At 61.4% G+C, this 22,944-nt stretch carries 25 protein-coding genes and 1 riboswitch; of the genes, 10 read left to right on the top strand and 15 right to left on the bottom strand.

Features of this window, described 5'->3' with window-relative positions; all coding sequences use genetic code 11:
• Position 1: 1 nt before the first annotated feature.
• Positions 2-277 (bottom strand): flagellar basal body protein, encoded by a 276-nt coding sequence (locus tag AC1DNK_RS19890; RefSeq protein ID WP_477943011.1) that lies wholly within the window; start codon positions 275-277, stop codon positions 2-4.
• A 202-nt stretch (positions 278-479) separates the two neighbouring features.
• Between AC1DNK_RS19890 and AC1DNK_RS19885 the strand changes: the two genes are divergently transcribed.
• A complete protein-coding gene (locus tag AC1DNK_RS19885; RefSeq protein WP_477943009.1) occupies positions 480-1,280 on the top strand; it encodes a class I SAM-dependent methyltransferase in 801 nt (266 codons plus the stop codon).
• Positions 1,281-1,287: 7 nt separating this feature from the next.
• On the opposite strand, the gene AC1DNK_RS19880 is transcribed toward AC1DNK_RS19885, so the two are convergent.
• The 4 genes from AC1DNK_RS19880 to gcvT form a co-directional block, all read right to left on the bottom strand.
• Positions 1,288-1,557 carry a DUF982 domain-containing protein gene (locus AC1DNK_RS19880; protein WP_477943007.1) on the bottom strand — a complete coding sequence of 90 codons (270 nt, stop codon included), beginning with the start codon at positions 1,555-1,557 and terminating at the stop codon, positions 1,288-1,290.
• A gap of 118 nt (positions 1,558-1,675) precedes the next feature.
• Positions 1,676-4,540, bottom strand: coding sequence for an aminomethyl-transferring glycine dehydrogenase (gene gcvP, locus AC1DNK_RS19875; RefSeq protein ID WP_112516190.1), 2,865 nt, complete (start codon positions 4,538-4,540; stop codon positions 1,676-1,678).
• On the bottom strand, positions 4,540-4,902 hold the full coding sequence (gene gcvH / locus AC1DNK_RS19870; protein ID WP_065693824.1) for a glycine cleavage system protein GcvH: 363 nt from the start codon (positions 4,900-4,902) through the stop codon (positions 4,540-4,542). The genes gcvP and gcvH overlap by 1 nt, the downstream gene beginning before the upstream one ends.
• Before the next feature lie 24 nt (positions 4,903-4,926).
• On the bottom strand, positions 4,927-6,063 hold the full coding sequence (gene gcvT / locus AC1DNK_RS19865) for a glycine cleavage system aminomethyltransferase GcvT (protein WP_477943004.1): 1,137 nt from the start codon (positions 6,061-6,063) through the stop codon (positions 4,927-4,929).
• A 150-nt stretch (positions 6,064-6,213) separates the two neighbouring features.
• A riboswitch (glycine riboswitch) is annotated at positions 6,214-6,306 on the bottom strand.
• Between the two features lie 159 nt (positions 6,307-6,465).
• Here gcvT and AC1DNK_RS19860 point away from each other — a divergent pair.
• Both AC1DNK_RS19860 and AC1DNK_RS19855 read left to right on the top strand, forming a co-directional pair.
• Positions 6,466-6,846, top strand: a complete 381-nt coding sequence (locus AC1DNK_RS19860; RefSeq protein ID WP_477943002.1) for a hypothetical protein — start codon at positions 6,466-6,468, stop codon at positions 6,844-6,846.
• Positions 6,847-6,922: 76 nt separating this feature from the next.
• Entirely contained in the window at positions 6,923-7,909 is a 987-nt protein-coding gene (locus tag AC1DNK_RS19855; RefSeq protein WP_477943001.1) for a copper chaperone PCu(A)C domain-containing protein, read from the top strand.
• Positions 7,910-7,983: 74 nt separating this feature from the next.
• On the opposite strand, the gene AC1DNK_RS19850 is transcribed toward AC1DNK_RS19855, so the two are convergent.
• Positions 7,984-8,253, bottom strand: a complete 270-nt coding sequence (locus AC1DNK_RS19850; RefSeq protein WP_112387301.1) for a hypothetical protein — start codon at positions 8,251-8,253, stop codon at positions 7,984-7,986.
• A gap of 120 nt (positions 8,254-8,373) precedes the next feature.
• Between AC1DNK_RS19850 and crcB the strand changes: the two genes are divergently transcribed.
• The 7 genes from crcB (at position 8,374) to AC1DNK_RS19815 (ending at position 13,892) form a co-directional block, all read left to right on the top strand.
• The gene (crcB, locus tag AC1DNK_RS19845) at positions 8,374-8,751 is read left to right on the top strand and encodes a fluoride efflux transporter CrcB (RefSeq protein WP_477942999.1); all 378 of its coding nucleotides are present in this window, start codon (positions 8,374-8,376) and stop codon (positions 8,749-8,751) included.
• Between the two features lie 89 nt (positions 8,752-8,840).
• Positions 8,841-9,833 (top strand): RluA family pseudouridine synthase, encoded by a 993-nt coding sequence (locus AC1DNK_RS19840; protein WP_112539202.1) that lies wholly within the window; start codon positions 8,841-8,843, stop codon positions 9,831-9,833.
• On the top strand, positions 9,830-10,480 hold the full coding sequence (locus tag AC1DNK_RS19835) for an HAD-IA family hydrolase (RefSeq protein ID WP_477942996.1): 651 nt from the start codon (positions 9,830-9,832) through the stop codon (positions 10,478-10,480). Before AC1DNK_RS19840 ends, AC1DNK_RS19835 begins: the two co-directional genes overlap by 4 nt.
• Before the next feature lie 9 nt (positions 10,481-10,489).
• Positions 10,490-11,275 (top strand): ATP12 family chaperone protein, encoded by a 786-nt coding sequence (locus AC1DNK_RS19830; protein WP_477942994.1) that lies wholly within the window; start codon positions 10,490-10,492, stop codon positions 11,273-11,275.
• Positions 11,276-11,346: 71 nt separating this feature from the next.
• Positions 11,347-11,805, top strand: coding sequence for a hypothetical protein (locus AC1DNK_RS19825; RefSeq protein ID WP_477942993.1), 459 nt, complete (start codon positions 11,347-11,349; stop codon positions 11,803-11,805).
• Positions 11,806-11,837: 32 nt separating this feature from the next.
• Complete coding sequence (locus tag AC1DNK_RS19820) at positions 11,838-13,370, top strand: acyl-CoA carboxylase subunit beta (protein ID WP_477942991.1); 1,533 nt, start codon at positions 11,838-11,840, stop codon at positions 13,368-13,370.
• Between the two features lie 126 nt (positions 13,371-13,496).
• A complete protein-coding gene (locus AC1DNK_RS19815; RefSeq protein WP_112387308.1) occupies positions 13,497-13,892 on the top strand; it encodes a DoxX family protein in 396 nt (131 codons plus the stop codon).
• 38 nt (positions 13,893-13,930) lie between these two features.
• On the opposite strand, the gene sugE is transcribed toward AC1DNK_RS19815, so the two are convergent.
• From sugE to AC1DNK_RS19770, 9 genes are all read right to left on the bottom strand, one after another.
• Positions 13,931-14,245, bottom strand: coding sequence for a quaternary ammonium compound efflux SMR transporter SugE (gene sugE, locus AC1DNK_RS19810; protein WP_112387309.1), 315 nt, complete (start codon positions 14,243-14,245; stop codon positions 13,931-13,933).
• A 156-nt stretch (positions 14,246-14,401) separates the two neighbouring features.
• Positions 14,402-15,235, bottom strand: a complete 834-nt coding sequence (gene fghA / locus AC1DNK_RS19805) for an S-formylglutathione hydrolase (RefSeq protein WP_477942989.1) — start codon at positions 15,233-15,235, stop codon at positions 14,402-14,404.
• Complete coding sequence (locus AC1DNK_RS19800) at positions 15,232-15,699, bottom strand: YaiI/YqxD family protein (protein ID WP_112516200.1); 468 nt, start codon at positions 15,697-15,699, stop codon at positions 15,232-15,234. The genes fghA and AC1DNK_RS19800 overlap by 4 nt, the downstream gene beginning before the upstream one ends.
• 96 nt (positions 15,700-15,795) lie before the next feature.
• The gene (gfa, locus tag AC1DNK_RS19795; RefSeq protein ID WP_112387312.1) at positions 15,796-16,374 is read right to left on the bottom strand and encodes an S-(hydroxymethyl)glutathione synthase; all 579 of its coding nucleotides are present in this window, start codon (positions 16,372-16,374) and stop codon (positions 15,796-15,798) included.
• A gap of 104 nt (positions 16,375-16,478) precedes the next feature.
• On the bottom strand, positions 16,479-17,606 hold the full coding sequence (locus tag AC1DNK_RS19790) for an S-(hydroxymethyl)glutathione dehydrogenase/class III alcohol dehydrogenase (protein ID WP_477942987.1): 1,128 nt from the start codon (positions 17,604-17,606) through the stop codon (positions 16,479-16,481).
• Positions 17,607-17,728: 122 nt separating this feature from the next.
• Entirely contained in the window at positions 17,729-18,991 is a 1,263-nt protein-coding gene (locus AC1DNK_RS19785) for a zinc metalloprotease (protein WP_477942985.1), read from the bottom strand.
• Positions 18,992-19,102: 111 nt separating this feature from the next.
• Complete coding sequence (locus tag AC1DNK_RS19780; RefSeq protein WP_477942983.1) at positions 19,103-21,112, bottom strand: acetyl-CoA carboxylase biotin carboxylase subunit; 2,010 nt, start codon at positions 21,110-21,112, stop codon at positions 19,103-19,105.
• Between the two features lie 101 nt (positions 21,113-21,213).
• Positions 21,214-21,906: a hypothetical protein gene (locus AC1DNK_RS19775; RefSeq protein WP_112387316.1), complete on the bottom strand. Its 693-nt coding sequence runs from the start codon at positions 21,904-21,906 to the stop codon at positions 21,214-21,216.
• A 98-nt stretch (positions 21,907-22,004) separates the two neighbouring features.
• On the bottom strand, positions 22,005-22,931 hold the full coding sequence (locus AC1DNK_RS19770) for a DMT family transporter (protein WP_112387317.1): 927 nt from the start codon (positions 22,929-22,931) through the stop codon (positions 22,005-22,007).
• Between the last annotated feature and the right edge of the window lie 13 nt (positions 22,932-22,944).

Raw genomic sequence — 22,944 nt, 5'->3', positions numbered from 1 at the left:
TTCAGTCGCGTTTGATGGTGGCGAGCCACTGCCAGAGGTCGGCTCCGGTTTCGAAGACCACGGCGTTTGCCTTGTAGGCCTGCGTGGCCTGCATCATGTCGGTCATCTCGGTGGCGAGATCGGCCGGCTGGCCTTCGTCCGTGGTGAGCGTCGAGGGATCGACACGGCTGTAGCCCGGCGTGCTCAAGTTCGCGACATTGTTGGCAACTGCGGCAAAGCGGTTGGTCTGCGCCCGCATGCCCGACGATGCGGTATTCATGATGCTTGAAATGTTCATCGGCCGGTCTTCCCCACACGTCCCGCCACTGTCCTATAGCAGCCGGAGCTTAGTGAATGCTGAACGCGCTTCGTTAACGGTGGCCGCAGCTGGATGCACGATCTGTTTCGAACTGGTGCAGGTCGTGAAGGCTGGCTGAGCGGTCCGCACTTGGCGTCATGGCGGCCGGGGAGTACGATGCGGCCTGATGGTGGAGGCGGCGATGTCTTCAAGCTTCAATGTTCACAAGGCGGATGGATACGAACAGCTGATGGGCCGCTGGAGCCGCAAGCTCGCGCCGTCATTCGTTGCGTTTTCAGGTGTCGAGGATGGCGAGCGAGTGCTCGATGTCGGCTGCGGCACGGGAAGCCTTACCTTCTCGCTGTTAGAAACCGTCAATGTCGGCGCGATCGAGGCGATCGACTTTTCGCAGATCTTCGTCGACGAGGTGATCCGTCACAACAACGATCCGCGCATCACCGTGCGGCAGGCGGATGCCTGCGCGCTGCCTTTCGAGGCGAAAAGTTTCGACCGGGCGCTGGCGCTGCTTGTGCTGCATTTCGTTCCGGACGCGCCCAAGGCCATTTCCGAAATGCGGCGGGTCGTACGCCCGGGTGGCGTGGTTGCTGCGGCGGTCTGGGATCATCTCGGTGGCATGACGGGCATGCGGATGATGATCGATACCGTGGCGGCGCTCAGTGAAGGCGGGCGGCAGTTGCGCGCCCGCTATTGCTTTCAGCCGATGATGCAGCCGGGAGAGATGAAGCAGGCCTTCATCGATAGCGGCCTTCTCGATGTCGAGGAGACGCAGCTGCTCGTCCGCATGGATTACGAGAATTTCGAGGACTACTGGAAACCGATTGCCGCGGGGGAAGGGCCGCTCGGCGCTTTCATGGGCAAGCTCGGCGGCGCGGAGAGGGCGCAGGCCGATGCGGCGGTACGCGATGCCTATGAAGCCGGGCGGCCCGACGGCCCGCGTTCCTTTGCCAATATCGCCTGGGCCTGCCGCGGTAGGGTTCCCTGACTGCAGTTCACTTCTGGATATCGATGCCCGCTTCGACAGCCGCGGCAATGAATGCCAGCCGCGCATCCTCGTTTGTGCGCTTTCCCTTGACGACGTCGGCGCAGATCAGCAGGGCCTTGTCGAGCGCCGGGCCGTCTTCTGTCGGCCAGTCCTCGATCATTGCCCAGGAGGCTGCCTGTGTCGTGTTGATGGTCACGTAGACACCGGGTTCTTCCAGCGCGAGCAGCACGGGTTTTTCCCAGGGAACCTGCGTGAGATCGTCGTCGGATTTTGCCATGGCGGTGTCACCTGTGATTGCCTGAAAGTGGGAGACCCTTAGCTTTCACTTGGGCTGCTCACAAGCTTTCGAGAAAAGAAAACGCCCGGACCAAGCCGGGCGTTTCGTTGTGCAGACCTTATTCGGCCGCTTCGGCGTAGTCTTCGAGCGGCGGGCAGGTGCAGATCAGGTTGCGGTCGCCGAAGACGTTATCGACGCGGTTAACCGGCGACCAGTATTTGTCGACGCGGAAGGCGCCGGGCGGGAAGCAGGCCTGTTCGCGCGAATAGGGGCGATCCCATTCGCCGACCAGGTCTTCGACCGTGTGCGGGGCGTTCTTCAGCGGGTTGTTGGCCTTGTCGGAACGGCCTTCCTCGATGTCGCGAGCTTCCTGGCGGATCGCCAGCATGGCTTCGCAGAAACGGTCGAGTTCGGCCTTGGTTTCCGATTCCGTCGGCTCGATCATCAGCGTGCCGGCAACCGGCCAGCTCATGGTCGGGGCGTGGAAGCCGCAGTCGATCAGGCGCTTGGCGACGTCGTCCACCGTCACGCCGCAGCTGTCGACCAGCGGGCGGGTGTCGATGATGCACTCATGCGCCACGCGGCCGGCTTCGGACTTGTAGAGCACGTCATAGGCGCCCTTCAGCCGGGCTGCGATGTAGTTGGCGTTGAGGATCGCCACCTTGGTTGCCTGCGTCAGGCCTTCGCCGCCCATCATCAGGCAGTAGCTCCAGGAGATCGGCAGGATCGATGCCGAGCCGAAAGCTGCCGCGGAGACTGCGCCCGGGCGGCCGTCGCTTTCCGGGTGACCGGGAAGGAAGGGTGCCAGATGCGCCTTGACGCCGATCGGACCCATGCCGGGACCGCCGCCGCCATGCGGAATGCAGAAAGTCTTGTGCAGGTTGAGGTGCGACACGTCGGAGCCGATGTCACCTGGGCGGGACAGGCCGACCATGGCGTTCATGTTGGCGCCGTCGAGATAGACCTGGCCGCCGTGCTTGTGCACGAGGTCGCAGATTTCCTTCACCGTTTCCTCGAATACGCCATGCGTCGAGGGATAGGTGATCATGCAGCAGGAGAGGTTTTCCGAATACTGCTCGGCCTTGGCGCGGAAATCGTCGAGGTCGATATCGCCGTTTTCGCGAACCTTGACGACGACGACCTTCATGCCGACCATCTGTGCCGAGGCCGGGTTGGTGCCGTGAGCGGAGGTCGGGATCAGGCAGACGTCGCGGTGACCATTGCCATTGGCGATATGGTAGTTGCGGATCGTCAGCAGGCCCGCGTATTCGCCCTGCGCGCCGGAATTCGGCTGCATCGAGAAGGCGTCATAGCCGGTGACGGCGCAGAGCTTTTCGATCAGGTCGTCGATCATCTCGCGATAGCCAAGCGCCTGGTCCGCCGGGACATACGGATGGATATCCGAGAATTCCGGCCAGGTGATCGGCAGCATTTCCGCCGTGGCGTTCAGCTTCATCGTGCAGGAGCCGAGCGGGATCATCGAGCGGTCGAGCGCCAGATCGCGGTCCGAGAGACGGCGGATATAGCGGGTCATCTCGCTTTCGGCGCGGTTCATGTGGAAGATCGGATGCGTCAGGTATTCGCTCGTACGGGCGAGCCCCTTCGGCAGGCGATAGCTCGGCTCGAATTCGGCAACGGCGAAGTTGCCGCCGAATGCGCGCCAGACGGCTTCCAGCGTTGCCGGGCGGGTGCGCTCGTCAAGGCTCATGCCGATCTTGGTGGCGCCGACCTTGCGCAGGTTCACGCCCTCGGCAACAGCCGAGCGCAGGATGACACCCTGCATGTGGCCGACATCGACGGTGATCGTGTCGAAGAAGGTCTCGGGCTCGATCGTGTAGCCGAGTTTTTCGAGACCCTTGGCCATCAGAACGGCCTTCTGGTGGACCTGCTGGGCGATCGCCTTGATACCCTTCGGACCATGGAAGACGGCGTACATCGAGGCCATGACGGCGAGCAGAACCTGCGCGGTGCAGATGTTCGACGTCGCCTTTTCGCGGCGGATATGCTGTTCGCGGGTCTGCAGCGACAGGCGGTAGGCACGGTTGCCGCGGGCGTCGACGGAGACGCCGACGAGACGGCCCGGCATCGAACGCTTATGGGCGTCCTTGACCGACATATAGGCCGCATGCGGACCGCCGTAACCGACCGGAACGCCGAAGCGCTGCGAATTGCCGATGGCAATATCGGCGCCCATTTCGCCCGGAGACTTGAGCAGCGTCAGCGCGAGGATATCGGCGGCGACGATGGCGATGGCGCCGGTCTGGTGCAGGCGGGAAATCAGGCCGGTGAAATCATGGACGTGGCCATGCGTGCCCGGATACTGGAAGATCGCGCCGAAGACATCGACGGGATCGAGATCGGTGAACGGGTTGCCGACGATAACGCTCCAGCCGAGCGGCTCGGCGCGCGTCTTGATCAGCTCGATCGTCTGCGGATGGCAGGCTGCATCGACGAAGAAGGCCTTGGCCTTCGACTTCGAAACGCGCTCGGCCATCGCCATGCCTTCGGCAGCGGCCGTCGCTTCGTCGAGCAGGGAGGCGTTGGCGACGTCGAGACCGGTCAGGTCGCAGATCATCGTCTGGTAGTTCAGGAGCGCCTCGAGGCGACCCTGCGAAATTTCAGGCTGGTAGGGCGTATAGGCGGTGTACCAGGCCGGGTTTTCCAGGATGTTGCGCTGGATGACCGGCGGCGTGATCGTGCCGTAATAGCCCTGGCCGATCAGCGAGGTCAGAACCTTGTTCTTGTTGGCGGTCTCGCGCAGCTTGTCGAGCGCCTCGCGTTCCGTCATCGGCGCGCCCCAGACGAGCGGCGCCTTCTGGCGGATGGAGGGCGGCACGGTCGCATCGATCAGCCCGTCGAGGCTGTTATAGCCGATGACCTTGAGCATATCGGTCATTTCGGCCGGGGACGGTCCGATATGACGGCGGTTTGCGAAGTCATAGGGCTGGTAATCGGTAAACTGGAATTCCGTCGGCGTCGTCATTACGCGGTGAGCTCCTTGTAGGCCGCCTCGTCGAGCAGGCCATCGGCATCAGCGGCATTGGCAAGCTTCAGCTTGAAGAACCAGCCGGCACCCTGCGGATCGGAATTGACCAGCGACGGGTCGGCAACGATGGCCGGGTTCACTTCGGTGATCTCGCCATCAAGCGGACAATAAACGTCGGAAGCAGCCTTCACGGATTCGACCGTCGCAGCATTGTCGTTCTTGCCGAAAGTCGCGCCGACCTCAGGCAATTCGACGAAAACCAGATCGCCGAGCTGGTCGACCGCGTAATTGGTGATGCCAACCGTTGCAACGCCGCCTTCGATCTTCAGCCATTCGTGTTCTTCGGTAAATTTCAGCATGGAAAGGTCCTCTCTGGAAAAGGTTCAGCGTTTGTAGGTCGGCGTGATGAAGGGCAGGGCGCTGACGGTGATCGGCAGATATTTGCCGCGCACTTCAGCATAGATTTCGGTTCCGGCAGCCGCATGCGAGACGGGCACGTAGCCCATGGCAACGGGTCCCTCGACGCTCGGGCCGAAGCCACCGGACGTGACTTCACCGATCTCGGTCTTGCCTTCGGCATCGGCGTAGAGCTTGGCATGGCCGCGCACCGGCGCCTTGCCTTCGGGCTTCAGGCCGACGCGGCGGCGCGTGGCGCCATTGTCGAGTTCGGATAGAATACGGGCAGCACCGGGGAAACCACCGGCGCGGGCGCCGCCGGTCTTGCGGGCCTTCTGCATGCCCCATTCGAGGGCCGCTTCAACAGGCGTCGTCGTCGTGTCGATGTCGTTGCCATAGAGGCAGAGACCGGCCTCGAGGCGGAGCGAGTCGCGGGCGCCGAGGCCGATCGCCTCGACATCGGGATGCTCAAGCAACCGCTTGGTGACATCCTCGGCCTTGTCGGCGGGAATGGAGATTTCGAAGCCGTCCTCGCCGGAATAGCCCGAACGGGAGACGAGACAGGAAACGTCGTGCAGGCGGCAGTGGCGCACGTCCATGAATTTCATGGCCGCGACATCGGCCCAGAGTTCGGCAAGCACATCGACGGCGCGCGGTCCCTGCAGCGCAACGAGCGCGCGGTCGAGCACGGTGATGTCGCAGCGGTCGCCGATATGTTTGCGCATATGCGCGACGTCTTCGTCCTTGCAGGCGGCGTTGACGACGACGAACAGGTGGTCGTCGAGATGGGTGATCATCAGATCGTCGAGGATGCCGCCATTGTCGTCGGTGAAGAAGCCGTAGCGCTGGCGTCCCTCGGCGAGACCGAGAATATCGACGGGCACGAGGCTTTCGAGCGCAAGGGCTGCATCCTCATACTTGCCTGTCTTCGCCTTCACGATGACCTGGCCCATATGCGAAACGTCGAAGACGCCGGCAGCCTGGCGAGTCTGCAGATGCTCCTTCATCACGCCGGCCGGATATTGCACCGGCATGTCGTAGCCTGCGAAAGGAACCATGCGGGCGCCGAGCGACAGATGCAGCGCATGAAGCGGGGTTTTCTTGAGGGCAGCAGTATCGTCCAATGACGCCTCCGGTCGTTGCGCGTGGAAGTCCATGCGCGGGCTCAAATGAAGGCGCAGTTACGCCTCGTTATCGAGCCCCCTCTGTCCTTGCGCCTGAGATTGTTATCCCTTCGGCGAGCGTTTCGAGAACGCCTCTCTCCAGAGTTCCGTCTGCCCCTTGTGGTCCTTTTGCCTGAGAGTTTCCGGGGCGGTTGCTCCTTCGGCACTGGTTCTTGCAAACCAGCTTCTCCCAACAAGGTTGCGGCAATTATCGGGCGGAACGGGTGCTTGGCAAGAGGGGAATGTCGCCACCGAGCAAATTTTTGTCGCGCCGCCCCGGCGCGAATTGCATTCTGCGGCAAATCGGCTTTTGCTTTTCGCCGATAAAGTGATTAATCGCGACAGCAGCGGTGAGGGGATTGGATGACTGCACGGAGCCGGAAAGCCGGGATGCTGACGCGCATGATCTGCGCGCTGAGCCTGCTTTTGCTCGGCCTTGGGCACCAGCTGCCGCAGCTCGGCGCCGACCCGCTTTACAACGCTGCCGAATATACCCTGCCTGACGGTTCCTTCGCCTCGCTCTGCGTCACCGTCAAGGATGACGAAGGCAAGCGGATCCCGATGGGGCCGAATTGCGACGTCTGCCGCCTCACTGCTTCGGTGATCCTGCCCGCGCCGGATGCTGCCGCATGGCTGAAGCTCGATTTTGCTTCGTTCGAGAACGGCCTGACGAGCGATATCGCGGCCCTGCCGCTTCGCGCCGTGGCGCGGCCGAAATCACGGGGGCCGCCGGTTCTGGCCTAATCTCCAACCCGAACCGAAATGCAATATGATGCCGGAGCCCGCCAAGACGATGCGGATGCCGGCGAGGAGACATCAGATGAAAACCGTTCGAACCCTTGGCCTTGCCGCTGCTCTTTCCTTTGCCGCGACGGCCGCCAGCGCCCATGTGACCTTTCTCGACGCCGAGGCGCCGCAGGAAGCCATCATCCTGGCAACGCTGCAGGTCCCGCATGGCTGCGACGGCAAGCCGACGAATGAAGTGCAGGTGAAGATGCCGGAAGGCTTTGTCTTCGCCAAGCCGCAGCCGAAGGCCGGCTGGGAGCTCGAGGTCATCAAGGGCGACTACAAGAAGAGCTACGACAATCACGGTACGCCGGTGAAGTCGGGCGCGATCGAGATCCGCTGGAAGGGCGGCAATCTCTCCGATGATTTCTACGACACCTTCGTGATCCAGGGTAAGGTCTCCGGCGTCGATGCCGGCACCTCGCTGGCTTTCCCGGTCACGCAGCTCTGCGGCGATACCGTCGAGGCCTGGGATCAGATCGCCGCCGATGGCAGCGATCCGCACAAGCTGAAGAGCCCGGCGCCGGTGCTGAAGGTGGTCGAGGGCAGCGGTCACGGCCATGGCCACGACGACATGGCGGGCATGGACATGAGCGGTATGGCCGGAATGGCGATGGCGGCGCCCGCGGGCGACGAGGCAAAGATCGGCGATCTCGAAATATCCGGCGCCTTTGCCAAGGCGATGCTTCCGGGCCAACCTGTCGGCGGTGGCTTCTTTACGGTCAAGAACAACGGCAAGAGCGATGATACGCTTGTCGCCATCACGTCGCCAAATGCCGGCGAGGTGCAGATGCACGAGATGAAGACCGAGAACAATGTCATGAAGATGCGCGAGCTGAAGGGTGGCATCGCCATTCCTGCGGGCGGAACCGTCAAGCTTGAGCCCGGCGCCCTGCATCTGATGTTCCAGAAAGTCACGGCGCCCTTCAAGCAGGGTGACACAGTTCCGGTGACGCTGACATTCGAAAAGGCGGGCAAGGTCGATGTGACGCTGAAGGTGCTCTCGGCGCAAGGCAAGTAACACGCCCGTCAAGGCAATCAACAAAAAGGCCCGCGTCACAGACCGCGGGCCTTTCTGCCTTCCGGGGACAGAAGTTAGAAGTCTTCGTAGGATTTGAGCGCGTGCTGCAGGCCTGCCTGCGGCTGCTTGTTGCCCTTGGTCATCAGGTCCAGCGCCACTTCCGTCGACTGGATGATGTTCGGCATTTCTTCATGTTCGTCGGCCGCTTCGACGCCGCGCAGCTGGCGCTCGGCAATCCTGCGGGCATCCTTCGCGGCCATGCTTGCCGGAACGCGCGGAGCGATCCGCAACGAGTCGAAGGCGGCAGCCGCAGTGCTTGCCGATATGGTCACGACCTGTGTCATGCTTTCGACGATACCGGTGTGGCGTTGGCTCCCGGCTAAGGAAAATACTCGCATTTTACCGATCTGCCGGAATTACCGGGAAGCGATTGGAAATGCTCTTCTGCTGCGCTAAACAGAGCCATGTTCCAGGCTTTTCTCGTTGCCGCCGGTGGCGCTCTCGGCTCTCTCCTGCGTTATTTCCTCGGCCAGTGGTCGCTCAGGCTGTGGGGTCCCAACTTTCCGTGGGGCACGCTGATCGTCAACGTTGCCGGATGTTTCGTCATCGGCGTCTTTGCCGAGATGATCGCCCGCCGTTTCAATGCGTCGGTAGAATTGCGGCTCTTGCTGATCACCGGCTTCCTCGGCGGGTTCACGACGTTCTCAGCCTTTTCACTAGACGCAATTTCGCTTTTCGAACGCGGCGAAGCCGTGCTTGGCGGCGTCTATATCGCTGCCAGCGTCGGTCTCTCGATGGCCGCCGTTGTCGCCGGTCTTGCGCTGATGCGGGCGCTGATCTGAGATTCGGGTTTCCGTTTTCGACAAAAATGCTCTAAAGCCACCGGCAAAGGCCGCGCCTGGCGCTGGCGACTCTTTCCGAAAGTACTTTCATGGCTGGCATTGAACATATCACCGTCGAACCGGACGAGGCGGGCATGCGGCTCGATCGATGGTTCAAGATCCATTTTCCGGGCCTGGGCTTCGGCCCTCTCCAGAAGCTCCTGCGCTCCGGCCAGGTGCGTGTCGATGGCGGCCGCGTGAAGACCGATGCGCGGGTGCAGCCCGGCCAGGTGGTGCGCGTTCCGCCGATCGATGTCGATGCCAAGAAAAACACCCCCATTGCCGGCCATGATCTGAAGCATGGTGGCGATTACGAATTGCTGCAGCGCATGGTGCTGCACGAGGACGACAAGGTGATCGTGCTCAACAAGCCGGCCGGCCTTGCTGTGCAGGGCGGATCGGGCGTTACGCGCAATATCGACAAGATGCTCGAGGCGTGGACCAGCCCGAAGGGCGAGAAGCCGCGGCTGGTGCATCGGCTCGACCGCGACACTTCGGGGGTGCTGGTGATTGCCCGCACCCGCGGCGCGGCGCAGAAGCTGACGGCGGCGTTTCGCGAGCGCGACACCAAGAAGACTTACTGGTCGCTGGTGAAGGGTGTACCGCGCAAGCACGAGGACAAGATCTCGACCTGGCTCGTCAAGGAGCAGACGCCGGACGGTGACCGCATGCGGGTCTGCAAGCACGGCGAGGAGGGGGCGGACCACGCGATCTCCTACTACAAGGTACGCGAAACGGCAGCGCAGAACCTCGCCTGGCTGGAGATGGAGCCCTATACCGGGCGTACGCACCAGTTGCGTGTGCACGCGCTGCACATCGGCCACCCGATCATCGGCGACCCCAAATATTTCGACGACGACCATAACTGGGATTTCCCCGGCGGCGTGCAGAAGAAGCTGCATCTGCATGCGCGCAAGATCGACGTTCCTCATCCGAACGGCGGCCGTCTGCGGGTCACCGCGCCGCTGCCCCCGCATATGGTGCAGACCTGGAACCTGCTCGGCCTCGACCTCGCAGAGGCGGATCGGGAAGACTACGAATGAAGCTCGCCCTGTTCGATTGCGACGGCACGCTTGTCGATAGTGCTGCGCTGATCCATGAAGTCATGGCCCGGACTTTTGTGGCCTTCGGCCATCCACGGCCTGCGATCGAAAGCACCAAGTCGATCATCGGTCTGACGCTCGATATCGCCATTGCCCGGATGCAGGGCAAACCGCATGTCGATGACGAGGCGGTGGCGATGACCGCGCACTACAAGAAGATCTACATGGACGTGCGCGGCGAACCCGGCATGAACGTGCCGCTGTTCGACGGTATCAAGACTGTCATTGCAGCGCTTGCGGCGCGCGACGACATCCTGATCGGTGCAGTGACCGGCAAGTCCCGGCGCGGCCTCGTCAGCGTTCTTGAAATCCATGGCTTTGCGCCACACTTCATCGTTTCGCGGACTGCCGACGATTGCCCGTCGAAGCCGCATCCGGCGATGGTGACGGAATGCTGTGACGAAACCGGCATGAACCCTGCCGATACCGTTGTCATCGGCGATGCGATTTACGATATGCAGATGGCGAAGGCCGCCGGTGCCAAGGCGATCGGCGTATCCTGGGGATATGCCAGTGTCGATGAGTTGATTGCTGCAGGTGCCGATGCCATCGCCCATCATCCGAACGACGTGCTCGACTATTTATGAGGTGACGCCATGCGCGACCTGTTGAACGACCTTTCCGAAGGACTCAGCCATCCCGATCCGATCCGCCGCGCGCAGATCCAGATGAAGAAGCCGCTGCCGAAGCGCTTCTACAAGGACGTTTCCGTTGCCGACCAGGACGCCGGATTTGCGATCCTGCTCGACGGCCGGCCTGTCCGCACGCCTGCCAAGCAGATCCTTGCCGTGCCGACCAAGCCGCTTGCCGATCTGCTCTCTGCCGAATGGCAGGCGCAGGCCGAGGTGATCGATCCGGCGACCATGCCTGTCACGCGGCTGGTGAACACGGCGCTCGACGGCGTGGCGACCGACACACAGGCGGTGTTCGACGATATCGTGCGCTTTTCCTCCAGCGATCTTCTCTGCTACCGCGCCGACCAGCCGGAGCTGCTGGTGCAGCGGCAGGCCGAGCGCTGGGATCCGGTGCTCGACTGGGCAGCCGGCGATCTCGGTGCGCGCTTCCTGCTGATCGAGGGCGTGATCCATCACGAACAGCCGCGAGACGCCATCGCGGCCTTCGGCGTGACCCTTCGCCGCCACGACAGCGCGCTTGCGCTTGCCGCATTGCATACGATGACGACGCTGACGGGATCGGCAATTCTGGCGCTGGCTTTTGCCGAACGGCACCTGACGATGGACGAGGCCTGGTCGCTTGCGCATCTCGACGAGGACTGGACGATCGAGCATTGGGGCAGCGACGAGGAAGCCGAAGAGCGCCGCGCCAAGCGGTTCCAGGACTTCAAGGCGTCGGCAGATGTTTTTTTGGCGCTAAGGGCCTGAAACATATTGCTTTGACCGCCATAATGACGAACTCTGCGACTCCTGAGTGGGGATGGGTGCAGGTTTTTTCAATGAAGTTGCTGCGGTTGTGTTTTTGCCAGATAGCGATGATCTGCGCTGCCTTGACTGGCTGCGCCGGCATGGGTTCGAGCGAGCCGCCAGCCCCTGTATATGACGTCAGAAGTGCCGTGGTTCTCGGTGGCCCCGGGATCGCCGCGCCTCTGCTGTCAGGCATCAGCGACCGCGTCAATGCCGCCATCAATGCCACGGTCCGCACCGACGTCTATCCGCGCGTCGTGCTGACGATCCGCATCGTTTCCGTCACCAAGGGGCAGGGGTTCGACAACAACCGCAACGTCGCGAAGATTACCGCCGATGCGGCCTCTGTCGACGACGGGTCGGTGATCGGCGTCTCGGCCTTCGATGTGTCGAGCTTCGCCAACGATCCTGCGATGGCCGATCAGATTCTCGCAGAAGATATTGCCGCGCGGCTACGCTCGGCATTCAAGCTGACGGCCGGGCGCGGCTGATCAATGCCGCGCTGGCGGCAGGAGGAGTTTTCATGAAGGAAATTCTCGAGGAGCTTGAGCGCCGGCGCGACGAAGCGCGGCTTGGCGGCGGGCAGGCGCGCATCGATGCGCAGCACAAGCGTGGCAAGCTGACGGCCCGCGAGCGAATCGACCTGATCCTCGATGAAGATTCCTTCGAAGAATTCGACATGTTCGTCGAGCACCGTTCCACCGATTTCGGCATGGAGAAGACCCGCTTTGCCGGCGACGGTGTCGTCACCGGCTGGGGCACGGTCAACGGTCGTACCGTCTTCGTCTTCGCCAAGGATTTCACGGTCTTCGGCGGCTCGCTTTCGGAAGCGCATGCCGAGAAGATCATGAAGGTGCAGGATATGGCGCTGAAGAACCGCGCGCCGGTCATCGGTATCTATGACGCGGGCGGCGCGCGCATCCAAGAAGGTGTTGCGGCACTCGGCGGCTATGCGGAAGTGTTCCAGCGCAACGTGCTGGCATCGGGCGTCATCCCGCAGATATCAGTGATCATGGGGCCTTGTGCCGGTGGCGACGTCTATTCGCCGGCTATGACCGATTTCATCTTCATGGTGCGTGATACGTCCTACATGTTCGTGACCGGGCCCGACGTCGTCAAGACTGTGACCAACGAGACGGTGACGGCCGAAGAGCTCGGCGGCGCCTCCGTGCATACGACGCGGTCGTCGATTGCCGACGGCGCCTATGACAACGATGTCGATACGCTGCTGCAGGTGCGCCGCCTGATCGACTTCCTGCCCTTGTCGAACACATCGCCGATCCCGGAAATCGAATGTTTCCAGCCCGTGACAGAGGCGGACGAGTCGCTCGATACGCTGGTGCCCGCCAATGCCAACAAGCCCTATGACATCAAGGAACTGATCCTGAAGGTCGCCGATGAGGGTGATTTCTTCGAGATCCAGGCGAGCTTTGCCAAGAATATCGTTTGCGGCTTCGGGCGCATCGAGGGCTCTACCGTCGGTTTCGTGGCCAACCAGCCGATGGTGCTGGCCGGCGTGCTCGATAGCGATGCATCGCGCAAGGCGGCGCGTTTCGTGCGCTTCTGCGATTGCTTCAACATTCCGCTGGTGACCTTTGTCGATGTGCCGGGATTCCTGCCTGGGACGGCGCAGGAATATGGTGGCCTGATCAAGCATGGCGCAAAGCTGCTGTTTGCGTATGCCGAAGCGACGGTTCCGAAGCTGACGGTGATCACCCGCAAGGCTTTCGGCGGCGCCTATGATGTGATGGCGTCGAAGCATCTGCGCGGCGACCTCAATTACGCCTGGCCGACGGCACAGATCGCCGTCATGGGAGCCAAAGGCGCGGTCGAGATCATCTTCCGCAAGGATATTGCCGATCCCGAGAAGATCGCGGCGCATACGAAAATGTACGAGGACCGGTTCCTGTCGCCTTTCGTTGCCGCCGAGCGCGGTTACATAGACGAGGTGATCATGCCGCACTCAACGCGCCGCCGTCTGGCGCGCGGATTGAAGATGTTGCGCAACAAGGATCTCTCCAATCCCTGGAAGAAGCATGACAACATTCCGTTATGAGCGAATAAAACTGTCCTTTCAGCTGTTTACGCACTGTCGAAGAAGTGAATAGACGTTGGCATTCCGTGATTTTTCTTGGGAATGGCGACGCGCTAACGCTCTTGCGCCCCTAAAAGGAGAGTCCTTATGTCTGGTATTTTTGATCGCCTGAACGCCTACCAACCCTTCGCGCTGGCTGCGCTCAGAATTTTCACCGCTTTGCTTTTTATCGAGCATGGCACGATGAAGCTTTTCGCTTTTCCCATCCCGCAAGGCGAGGGTGGTTCGCTGCCGCCGCTTTTCCTCGTTGCCGCATTGCTTGAGGTTATCGGTGGCCTGCTCGTTCTCGTCGGCTTCCTGACGCGCCCGGTTGCTTTCCTGCTGTCCGGTGAGATGGCGATCGCCTATTTCATGGCGCATTTCCCGCGCGGCTTCTACCCGGCGGTGAACGGCGGCGGCGAAGCCATCCTGTTCTGCTTCATCTTCCTGTTCCTGGTTTTCGCCGGAGCTGGCGCGCTATCGGTGGACAAGCGCAACGCCTAAAGAAGACGCCGCGGGTTTTGGCCCGCGGCGTTTTTATCTCATGCGGTGAGCTTCAGCCCCGCGATGCCTGCGACGATCAGTGCGATGCAGGCAAGGCGCGATGCGGTGGCGGGATCGCCAAGCAGCCAGATACCAAGAAGGACCGTGCCGACCGTGCCGATTCCGGTCCAGATCGCGTAAGCCGTGCCGATCGGCAGTGTCTTTACCGCCAGCCCCAGAAGCACGACGCTGATCACCATCGAGATAACGGTGAAAATCGTCGGCATGGGTTTGGTGAAGCCATCGGTGTATTTCAGACCGATCGCCCAACCACATTCAAAAAGTCCGGCTAGAAACAGCAGGAACCAGGCCATCTTACTCTCCTTTTCAAGAGCGAGGCCGTCCCCGCGACATTTGCGCCCGAGGGATCGGACGCCGCAGTCGTCTGCGTTGATTTCTATATGCGCGGAGTAACGGCCGAGTTCAAGGTAGGAATTGGCATAGCTGCCATGCCACCCGTTTCTTGCGCCTTACCCAAGCCGCTCGGCATGCCACTTCAAATGGTCGTCCATGAAGGTCGAGATGAAGTAGTAGGAGTGGTCGTAGCGCTCGTGCATGCGGAGCGTCAGACCGATGTCCGTGCCTTTGATCGCCTCTTCGAACAGCCAGGGGCGCAGGCCCTTTTCCAGGAATCCGTCGGCCTTGCCCTGATCGATCAGGAACTCCGGGAACCGTGCGCCATCGCTTACCAGCGCGCACGCGTCATACTGGCGCCACTTGGTCTCATCCGTGCCGAGATATTTTCCGAGCGCAGGTGCCGACCAGTCGGCTGTCGAAGGTTCGACGATCGGCGCGAAGGCCGAGCAGCTCTTGAAACGCTCCGGGTTCTTCAGCGCGATCGTCATCGCACCGTGACCGCCCATCGAATGGCCGAAGATGCCCTGACGGCTCATGTCGGCCCGGAATTGTTCGGCGATCAGGGCAGGGAGCTCTTCGGTGATGTACGTGTACATCTGGTAGTGCTCGGCCCAAGGCGATTCCGTTGCGTCGAGATAGAAGCCGGCGCCTTTGCCCATCTGCCAATTTGTCAGCTCGTCGGCGACATCGTTGCCGCGCGGGCTGGTGTCGGGGCAAACGATGATCAGGCCAAGTTCAGCGGCCATGCGCCGGTATTCGCCCTTCTCCATGACGTTTGCATGGGTGCAGGTGAGGCCGGAGAGATACCAGAGCACAGGGCAGGGCTCCTTGATCGCCTGCGGCGGCACGAAGACCGCAAAGGTCATGTCGCAGTTGCAGGCTTCCGAAGCGTGGCTGAAGACGCCCTGCATGCCGCCGAAAGCGGTTGCCTGGGAAATGATGTTCATGGCTGATTGTCCGTATTGGGGCTGGCGGCCTTGGCGCGCCGGCAGAGGCGATCGAATGTTTCCAGGAACCGTGAGCGGTCCTTGGGGCTGAAGGCGGCGTTGTAACCCTTGCTCTCGCCGGTCTCGCGAAGATGGGCGCCGAGGTCGCGCATGGCACTCGCCATACCGATATTGGTGTCGTCGAAGACGCGTCCGGTCGGGCCGCTGACGAGCGCGCCGGTTGCGACACAGCGCACGGCAAGCGGCACGTCGGCGGTGACGACGACGTCACCTTGACCTGCATGCTCGGCGATCCAGTTGTCGGCCGCGTCGAAGGCATTGGAAACGATGACGTTCTTCACCATCGGATCGCGCGACGGGCGCAGGCCCGAGTTGGCGACGAAGGTGACCTCGATGCCGAGGCGCTCGGCAACCTTCAGGATTTCCGGTTTGACCGGGCAGGCGTCTGCATCGACATAGATCATGAAGTTCAATCTGTTTTTGCTGGAACGCCACGCGTTACCGCGTAGCGTTCTTTCTTTCGGCTCTCATAGTCCGGCGGCTGCCATCGGTTCAAGATGTCAGGCTTCTTTCAGTGTGCCGGCCTTCTTTGCCACCCAGGTGGCAATGACGTCCATCAGCGTCGGATTGAGGCAGTCGTAGGTCTCCAGGCCGATCTCCCTGAACTTGCCCCGCACGCCCGCCATCGCTGAAGGCGGCGTGCCGGTTTCAATGATCGAGGAGACGAAGGCCGCAAAGCCCGGTTCAGGCCAGCCGCTTTCCTGGAAGCGTTCGGGATGAACGAAATCCAGCCCCTTGAACGCGTGATCGCGCTCCACCGGTCCGTACATGTGAACGCCGCACTGCTTGCAGGCATGGCGCTGGATCAGCGCTTCGGGATCGACGACGTGAAGCTTGTCGCCATTCTCCAGAACCGAGACATTCTCATGCGCCGCCACTGCCACGATCGAGAATGCGGCGCCCTTGGGCTTCCAGCACTTGCTGCAGCCACAGGCGTGGTTGTGCAGTACCGTGCCCTTGACCGCCACCTTCACGGGCTTGTCCGTACAGGCGCAGACAAGCGTTCCGCCGTTGAAATTCGCCTGACCCTTCTTCACCCCGCCATCGAGCAGCGGGTGTATCGATACCTGGTTTGCCATGTTCAGCTTCTCCTCCTCAGCTGCCCACGGCTCCCAAATCAGGATCGATTTGCGACAAAGCCGCAGGCGATTTCAACGTCGAACCGCATTCCGCATCACTCTCCTCAGTAGACCACGACGCCCCGGATGCTTTCACCCTTGTGCATCAGCTCGAAGCCCTTGTTGATGTCTTCGAGCGGCATCGTATGGGTGATCATCGGGTCGATCTGGATCTTGCCCTGCATGTACCAGTCGACGATCTTCGGCACGTCGGTGCGGCCGCGCGCGCCGCCAAAGGCCGTGCCCATCCAGTTGCGGCCGGTGACCAGCTGGAACGGACGCGTCGAGATTTCCTGGCCGGCGCCGGCAACGCCGATGATAACAGACTTACCCCAGCCGCGATGCGATGATTCGAGCGCCTGACGCATGACCTTGGTATTGCCGGTGCAATCGAACGTGTAATCGGCGCCGCCGATTAGGTCGCCGTTGCGCTTCGTCAGGTTGACGAGATAAGGCACGATATCGTCGCCGACTTCCTTCGGATTGACGAAATGCGTCATGCCGAACTTCTCACCCCATTCCTTGCGGTCCGGATTGATATCGACGCCGATGATCATGTCGGAGCCGGCGAGGCGCAGGCCCTGCAGTACGTTCAGACCAATGCCGCCGAGACCGAAGACGATCGCCGTCGAGCCGATCTCAACCTTGGCGGTGTTGATGACAGCGCCGATGCCGGTGGTGACGCCGCAGCCGATGTAGCAGATCTTGTCGAAGGGTGCGTCGGGATTGACCTTGGCGAGCGCGATCTCCGGCAGAACGGTGAAGTTCGAGAAGGTCGAGCAGCCCATATAGTGGTGGATCTTGTCCTTGCCGATCGAGAAGCGCGAGGTGCCGTCGGGCATCAGGCCCTGGCCCTGAGTCGCGCGGATCGACGTGCAGAGGTTGGTCTTGCGCGATAGGCAGGAATAGCACTCGCGGCATTCGGGAGTGTAGAGCGGAATGACGTGGTCGCCCTTCTTCACCGAGGTGACGCCGGGGCCGACATCGACGACGATGCCCGCACCCTCATGACCGAGAATTGCGGGGAAGAGGCCTTCCGGATCGGCGCCCGACAGGGTGAAATCATCGGTATGGCAGATGCCAGTCGCCTTCACCTCGACCAGCACCTCTCCGGCGCGTGGTCCCTCAAGCTGAACTGTCATGACCTCAAGCGGCTTGCCGGCCTGAACGGCGACTGCGGCGCGAACGTCCATCGTCTCATCTCCCTCATATGATTTGATGGCGGACATTGGCACGCCGGGTGAGGGAGGCTCAAGCAAAAAGCTTGATCAAAAGACACTTTGTCCGGGATGCGGCAGCGAGTTTGCCGCAAACGTCAGAAGAGGTTTTCGCTCGCGAAAATAATGGCATAGCCGTGCATGGCGATTGCCGCATAGAGCCCGAATGCCACAAGCATCCGCTCGCCGTCATTCATCTCATCAAGCTTCTGGCGCGGCTTGACGGATACCGAGCCGATCATGCTCAGCAGGATGAAGACAACAAGGCCGGCGATCAGCAGATTGTTCGACAGTCCGATCTCCCAGCCGATCGCCAGAATGCAGCCTGTGACCGCGAAACTTGCCACCATCAGCGAATGACGGGTGCGGAAGATCTGCCGCAGAACCTGTCCGCCGTCGAAGCGATGCATGGGCAGGAGGTTCAGCAGATTGAAGGCGCCGAGAATCAGCAGGAAGACAAGCAGCGGCCGTCCGAAACTGGCAGGCAGAAGGCCATGACCGATCCCCTGGTATGCGGTGATGACGATCTGCACGAGGAAAGCCGACATGCCGGCGCCCATCAGCGCGCAGGCTGCGACCTCGAAGAGATTCTTGTACGGCCGCCCGCCAATGGCGATACCGCCGAGCAGGGGGACGAAGATCATCCGCACTGACTTGTGTCCAAAGGCGCGATAGGCAGCCATATGGCCAAGCTCATGGAGCACGATGACCAGCGTGAGAAAGGTGGAGATCATCAGGCCGCTGACGCTCAGCCCGAAAAATGGCCAGAGCAGCAGCGTCGAGAGGATCGCCAGGCCTGTCTGCACCAACGGACCTTCGAAGTAACCCTGCGGCTTCGAAATGCCGGTTTCCAGCCAGCCCTGCAGCGACCTTACCTCCCGCTGCAGAACGAAATAGCGGAAGAGCAGGAAAGCGAGACCGCGATAGTGATCGGTCTGACTGATCTCTAGTGTGGACCCTTGGGGCGTTGCTCTGATGATGCGGCTCTCGGTGTAATGCGTCCAGAACTGCGGATCGAGCGTGCTATCGTCGGCAATCCGGGAGCGGAAGGCATGAACGCCGCCAGCCGGGAGTGGGTCGAGCGCCAGGACGCGGCGCAGCGGCTCTCCATTCCGGTCGAGATGACTGTAAACCTGCTCGACGAACCCAGGACGATGTGCGATCGGCCGGCTGCTGATGACGGCGTGATGCCAATCAGCGGCTTCGCCAGCGGGATTGATCGCCTTCCAGAGCGTCTCCGGCGGACAACGGAAGGTTCTGATGACGCTGATCGTGCGCTGCCCGAGTGGCATGCGCATCAACAGCCACAGCAAGCCAAGATTGATCGATAGCAGCAAGCCTGCCGATTGAAGGGCCGTCATTCGCAACTCCGGCCCCAGCCACAGGACGAAAACGGCTCATCATAGAGCGGGCGTCTTAACAAAAATCCTTGGCTTTCGGGCCGTCAGAGGCTGCGGCTGTCCCGGAATGGGTCAGGCGAATTCCATGATGACGGCATCGACGGCCAAGCTTTCACCCGGCTTCGCCTTGACCTTGCCGACGACGAGGTCGCGCTCGGCGCGCAGGACGTTTTCCATCTTCATGGCTTCGACCACCGCCAGCGTTTCGCCGGCCTTGACCTCCTGTCCTTCGGACACCGAGATCGACACGACGAGGCCGGGCATCGGGCAAAGGAGGAGCTTCGACGTATCGGGCGGCAGCTTCACCGGCATCAGCCTGTCGAGTTCCGCGTGGCGCGGCGTAAACGTCTTCGTCCGGACAGAAAGCCCCTGCCAGTCGATCCGCAAGCCATTCAGGATGGGTCGGATCTGGGCGATGACTTTGACGCCGCCGATCTTTCCGGACCAGACGGGTTCGCCCGGTCTCCAAGTGGTGACAACCTGAATTTCGCTGCCATCTGCATTCATCCCCATGTCGAAGGGGATGGTGACGTGACCGTCAGTCAACGACAGGCCGACATAGTCCTTGCCGATCCTGACCACCCAGTCGCTGCGCAGATCGCTGCTGGCCACACGGAGCCGATCGGCATGGCGCTCGCGGCGGCTCGTTTCGATCAGCGATGCCGAGAGCGCGATGGCTGCGAGAGCAGTCTGCTGCCAGCCGTCAGGTTCGGACGGGGCAAAACCATCGGGATATTCCTCGGCAATGAAGGCGGTCGACAGGCGGCCCTCGCGCCAGCGCGGATGTTTCATCAGTGCCGAAAGAAACGGGACGTTATGTTCGATCCCGTCAACGACGAAGGCGTCGAGTGCTTCGGCCATCGCATCGATAGCCGCCAGCCGGTCCGGCGCCCAGGTGCAGAGCTTGGCGATCATCGGGTCGTAATACATGGAGATCTCGGCGCCCTCGTAGACGCCGGTATCGTTGCGGACGATCACGTCTCCCTGCTTGCCTTCTTCAGGCGGACGGTAGCGCGTCAGGCGGCCGATCGAGGGCAGGAAGTTGCGATAGGGGTCTTCGGCATAGAGACGGCTTTCGATCGCCCAGCCGTTGAGCTTGATGTCCTTCTGCACGAAGGGCAGCTTTTCACCGGCGGCGACCCGGATCATCTGTTCGACGAGATCGATGCCGGTGACGAGTTCGGTCACCGGATGCTCGACCTGCAGGCGGGTGTTCATTTCGAGGAAATAGAAGTTGCGGTCACGATCGACGATGAATTCGACGGTTCCTGCACTCTGGTAATCGACCGCCTTGGCAAGCGCGACAGACTGCTCGCCCATCGCCTTGCGGGTCTTTTCATCAAGGAACGGCGAGGGCGCCTCTTCGGCGACTTTCTGATTGCGGCGCTGGATCGAGCATTCGCGCTCGCCGAGATAGACGGTGTTGCCGTGCCCGTCGGCGAGTACCTGGATCTCGATATGACGGGGATCGACGACGTACTTCTCGATGAAGACGCGGTCATCGCCGAACGAACTCTTTGCTTCAGAGCGTGCCCGGTCGAAACCGTCGCGGACTTCGCTCTCGCTCCAGGCGATACGCATGCCCTTGCCGCCGCCGCCGGCCGAGGCCTTGATCATGACCGGGTAGCCGATCTCGCCGGCAATCTTTTCGGCATGGACGGCATCTTCGATGACGCCGAGATAGCCGGGGACCGTGGAGACCTTCGCGGCGTTGGCGAATTTCTTTGATTCGATCTTGTCGCCCATGGCGAGGATCGCTTTGGGCTTCGGTCCGATGAAGACGATGCCTTCCTTCTCCAGCGCTTCGCAGAATGAGGCGCGTTCGGAGAGGAAGCCGTAGCCGGGGTGTACGGCTTCGGCGCCCGTTTCCTTGCAGGCAGCGATGATCTTCTCGGCCACCAGATAGCTTTCCGAGGCCGGGGCGGGGCCGATATGGATGGCTTCGTCCGCCATCTCGACATGAAGCGCGTCCCGATCCGCGTCGGAATAGACTGCGACCGTCAGGATACCCATGCGCCGCGCAGTCTTGATCACGCGGCAAGCGATCTCGCCGCGATTCGCGATCAGGATTTTCTTGAACATGCAGACTCCACCCGAAAAATGCGTCCTGAAGTTCTACGCAGAAACTTCAGAACGCACAATCGTGCGAAAGCCTTGCAGATATTCAGCTTTATGGCATGGGGTCAGGCGACCGCCTGCTCGTCATCGACAATCCGTAGCCAGCGGCTGGTGCGCGGCTGGTGGTAGTCGCGAAGTTCGAGCGCCCGCATGATTTCCACCCAGCGGGGATGGTTCGAGGCGGGAAGGGTTTCCGTCTCGATACGCCTGAGAACGCCATGGGTCACCGGCGAAACCGGAATGACGCCGCCTTCGCTGACATTGCGCAGCACGCGCATGACGAAATCGATATCCTGGCGGGTGATGCCCTTGCGATCAACGGCGCGCGAAAGCTTGTAACCGCCGACATTATCGGTGATCGCAAGGCGCAGCTGGTCGAGGGCGAAGGCGCGCAGCTCGTCCGGCACATGGGAGGAAATCTCCATGATGTGCAGCACCAGCTCCAGCTCGAGCGCGGAATTGACGACGCCGTCAGTCGCAAACATGCGCATGATCCAGGCAACGTTGATCGCGTCGAGCGAGCCCTGCGGATAGGTGTAATTGACGATGAAGCCTGCCAGGTTCTCGACGAAGAACGCGTTCCATTCCTGGCATTTTTCGGGGCAGGAATTGTTGAGGGCAAGCATGACGACGACGTCGTCGGATGTCCGGACGCCGTCCGGAAAGCTGTGCTTGCGCAAAAGGCCGATATCGTCGGCGGCAAGCCGATGCTTTCCGGCGATGACACATGCCGGGAAAGCGAGTCGAAATTCGCTCATTTTTTGTCTCCAGAACCTCATCATGAGGCCGGAGACGGTTCTAGCGCGGGCGAATTGAAGATCCCTGAACAACGACAGTTAACGAAATGCCGCGCCGTTCAGACGGAATTGACAGACTTCGACTGCGCCCGCTCGCGCCAGATGATGAAAAGCCCCGAGGCCACAATGATAGCGATGCCGATCCACTTGGAAAGTGTGGGAAAATCATTGAACAGCGCGTAGCCGAGAACCGTTGCCGAGATGATCTCGAAGTACTGAAATGGAGCAAGCAGCGAGAGCGGCGCCAGGCGGAAGGCGCGCACGATCAGCATATGGGCGTAACCGGAGATCGTTCCGAGAAGTAGAAGCAGGACCAGACCGAGGACGGACGAGGGCAGCGAGATCTCGAAATCCGGAATGCCTGCGGCTGCACCGCCCGCAAGTGCCACCGACATGAACAGCGTGCCGCCGATGCCGGCCATGGTCTGCATCGTCAGCGGCGAATCGGCATCGCCGATCGCCCGGTTCAGGAACAGGTACAGCGAATAGAGAAAGGCGCAAAAAACTGGCAGCAGCGCCTTCAGGCCGAAGATCTCGTAGCTCGGCTGGATCACGATCATCGCGCCGCCGAAGCCGACGACGATGGCCGTCCAGCGCCGCCAGCCGACCTTGTCACCCAGGAACATCGCCGACATCGCCGTCAGCATGAACGGTTCGACGAAATAGATCGCGAAGACATCGGCGAGCGGCATGTATTTGACGGCGACGAAGAACAGCAGGCTGGCTGCGCCGTGTAGCGCGCCGCGCAACAGGTTCATCCACGGGCGCTTGGCTGACAACGCCTTCCAGCGGAAGATATAGAGCAGCAGCGGCAGCGTGCAGACCAGCTGGAAGAAGAAGCGGTAGAACGTGACCTGGCCCGGCGACATCGATTCGAACGTCGCCATATATTTGGCGATCGCATCCATGGCCGGCAGGACGATCATGGCGCTGGCCATGATGGCCATGCCTTGGAGCGGGTTCTGGTATGATTGTGGCTGAGACATGCTGCGCTTTCGG

Source organism: Rhizobium sp. 01N424 (genome assembly GCF_056399485.1).
The sequence above is the reverse complement of the archived record's forward strand: the minus strand, read 5'-3'. Positions and strand labels throughout refer to the sequence as shown.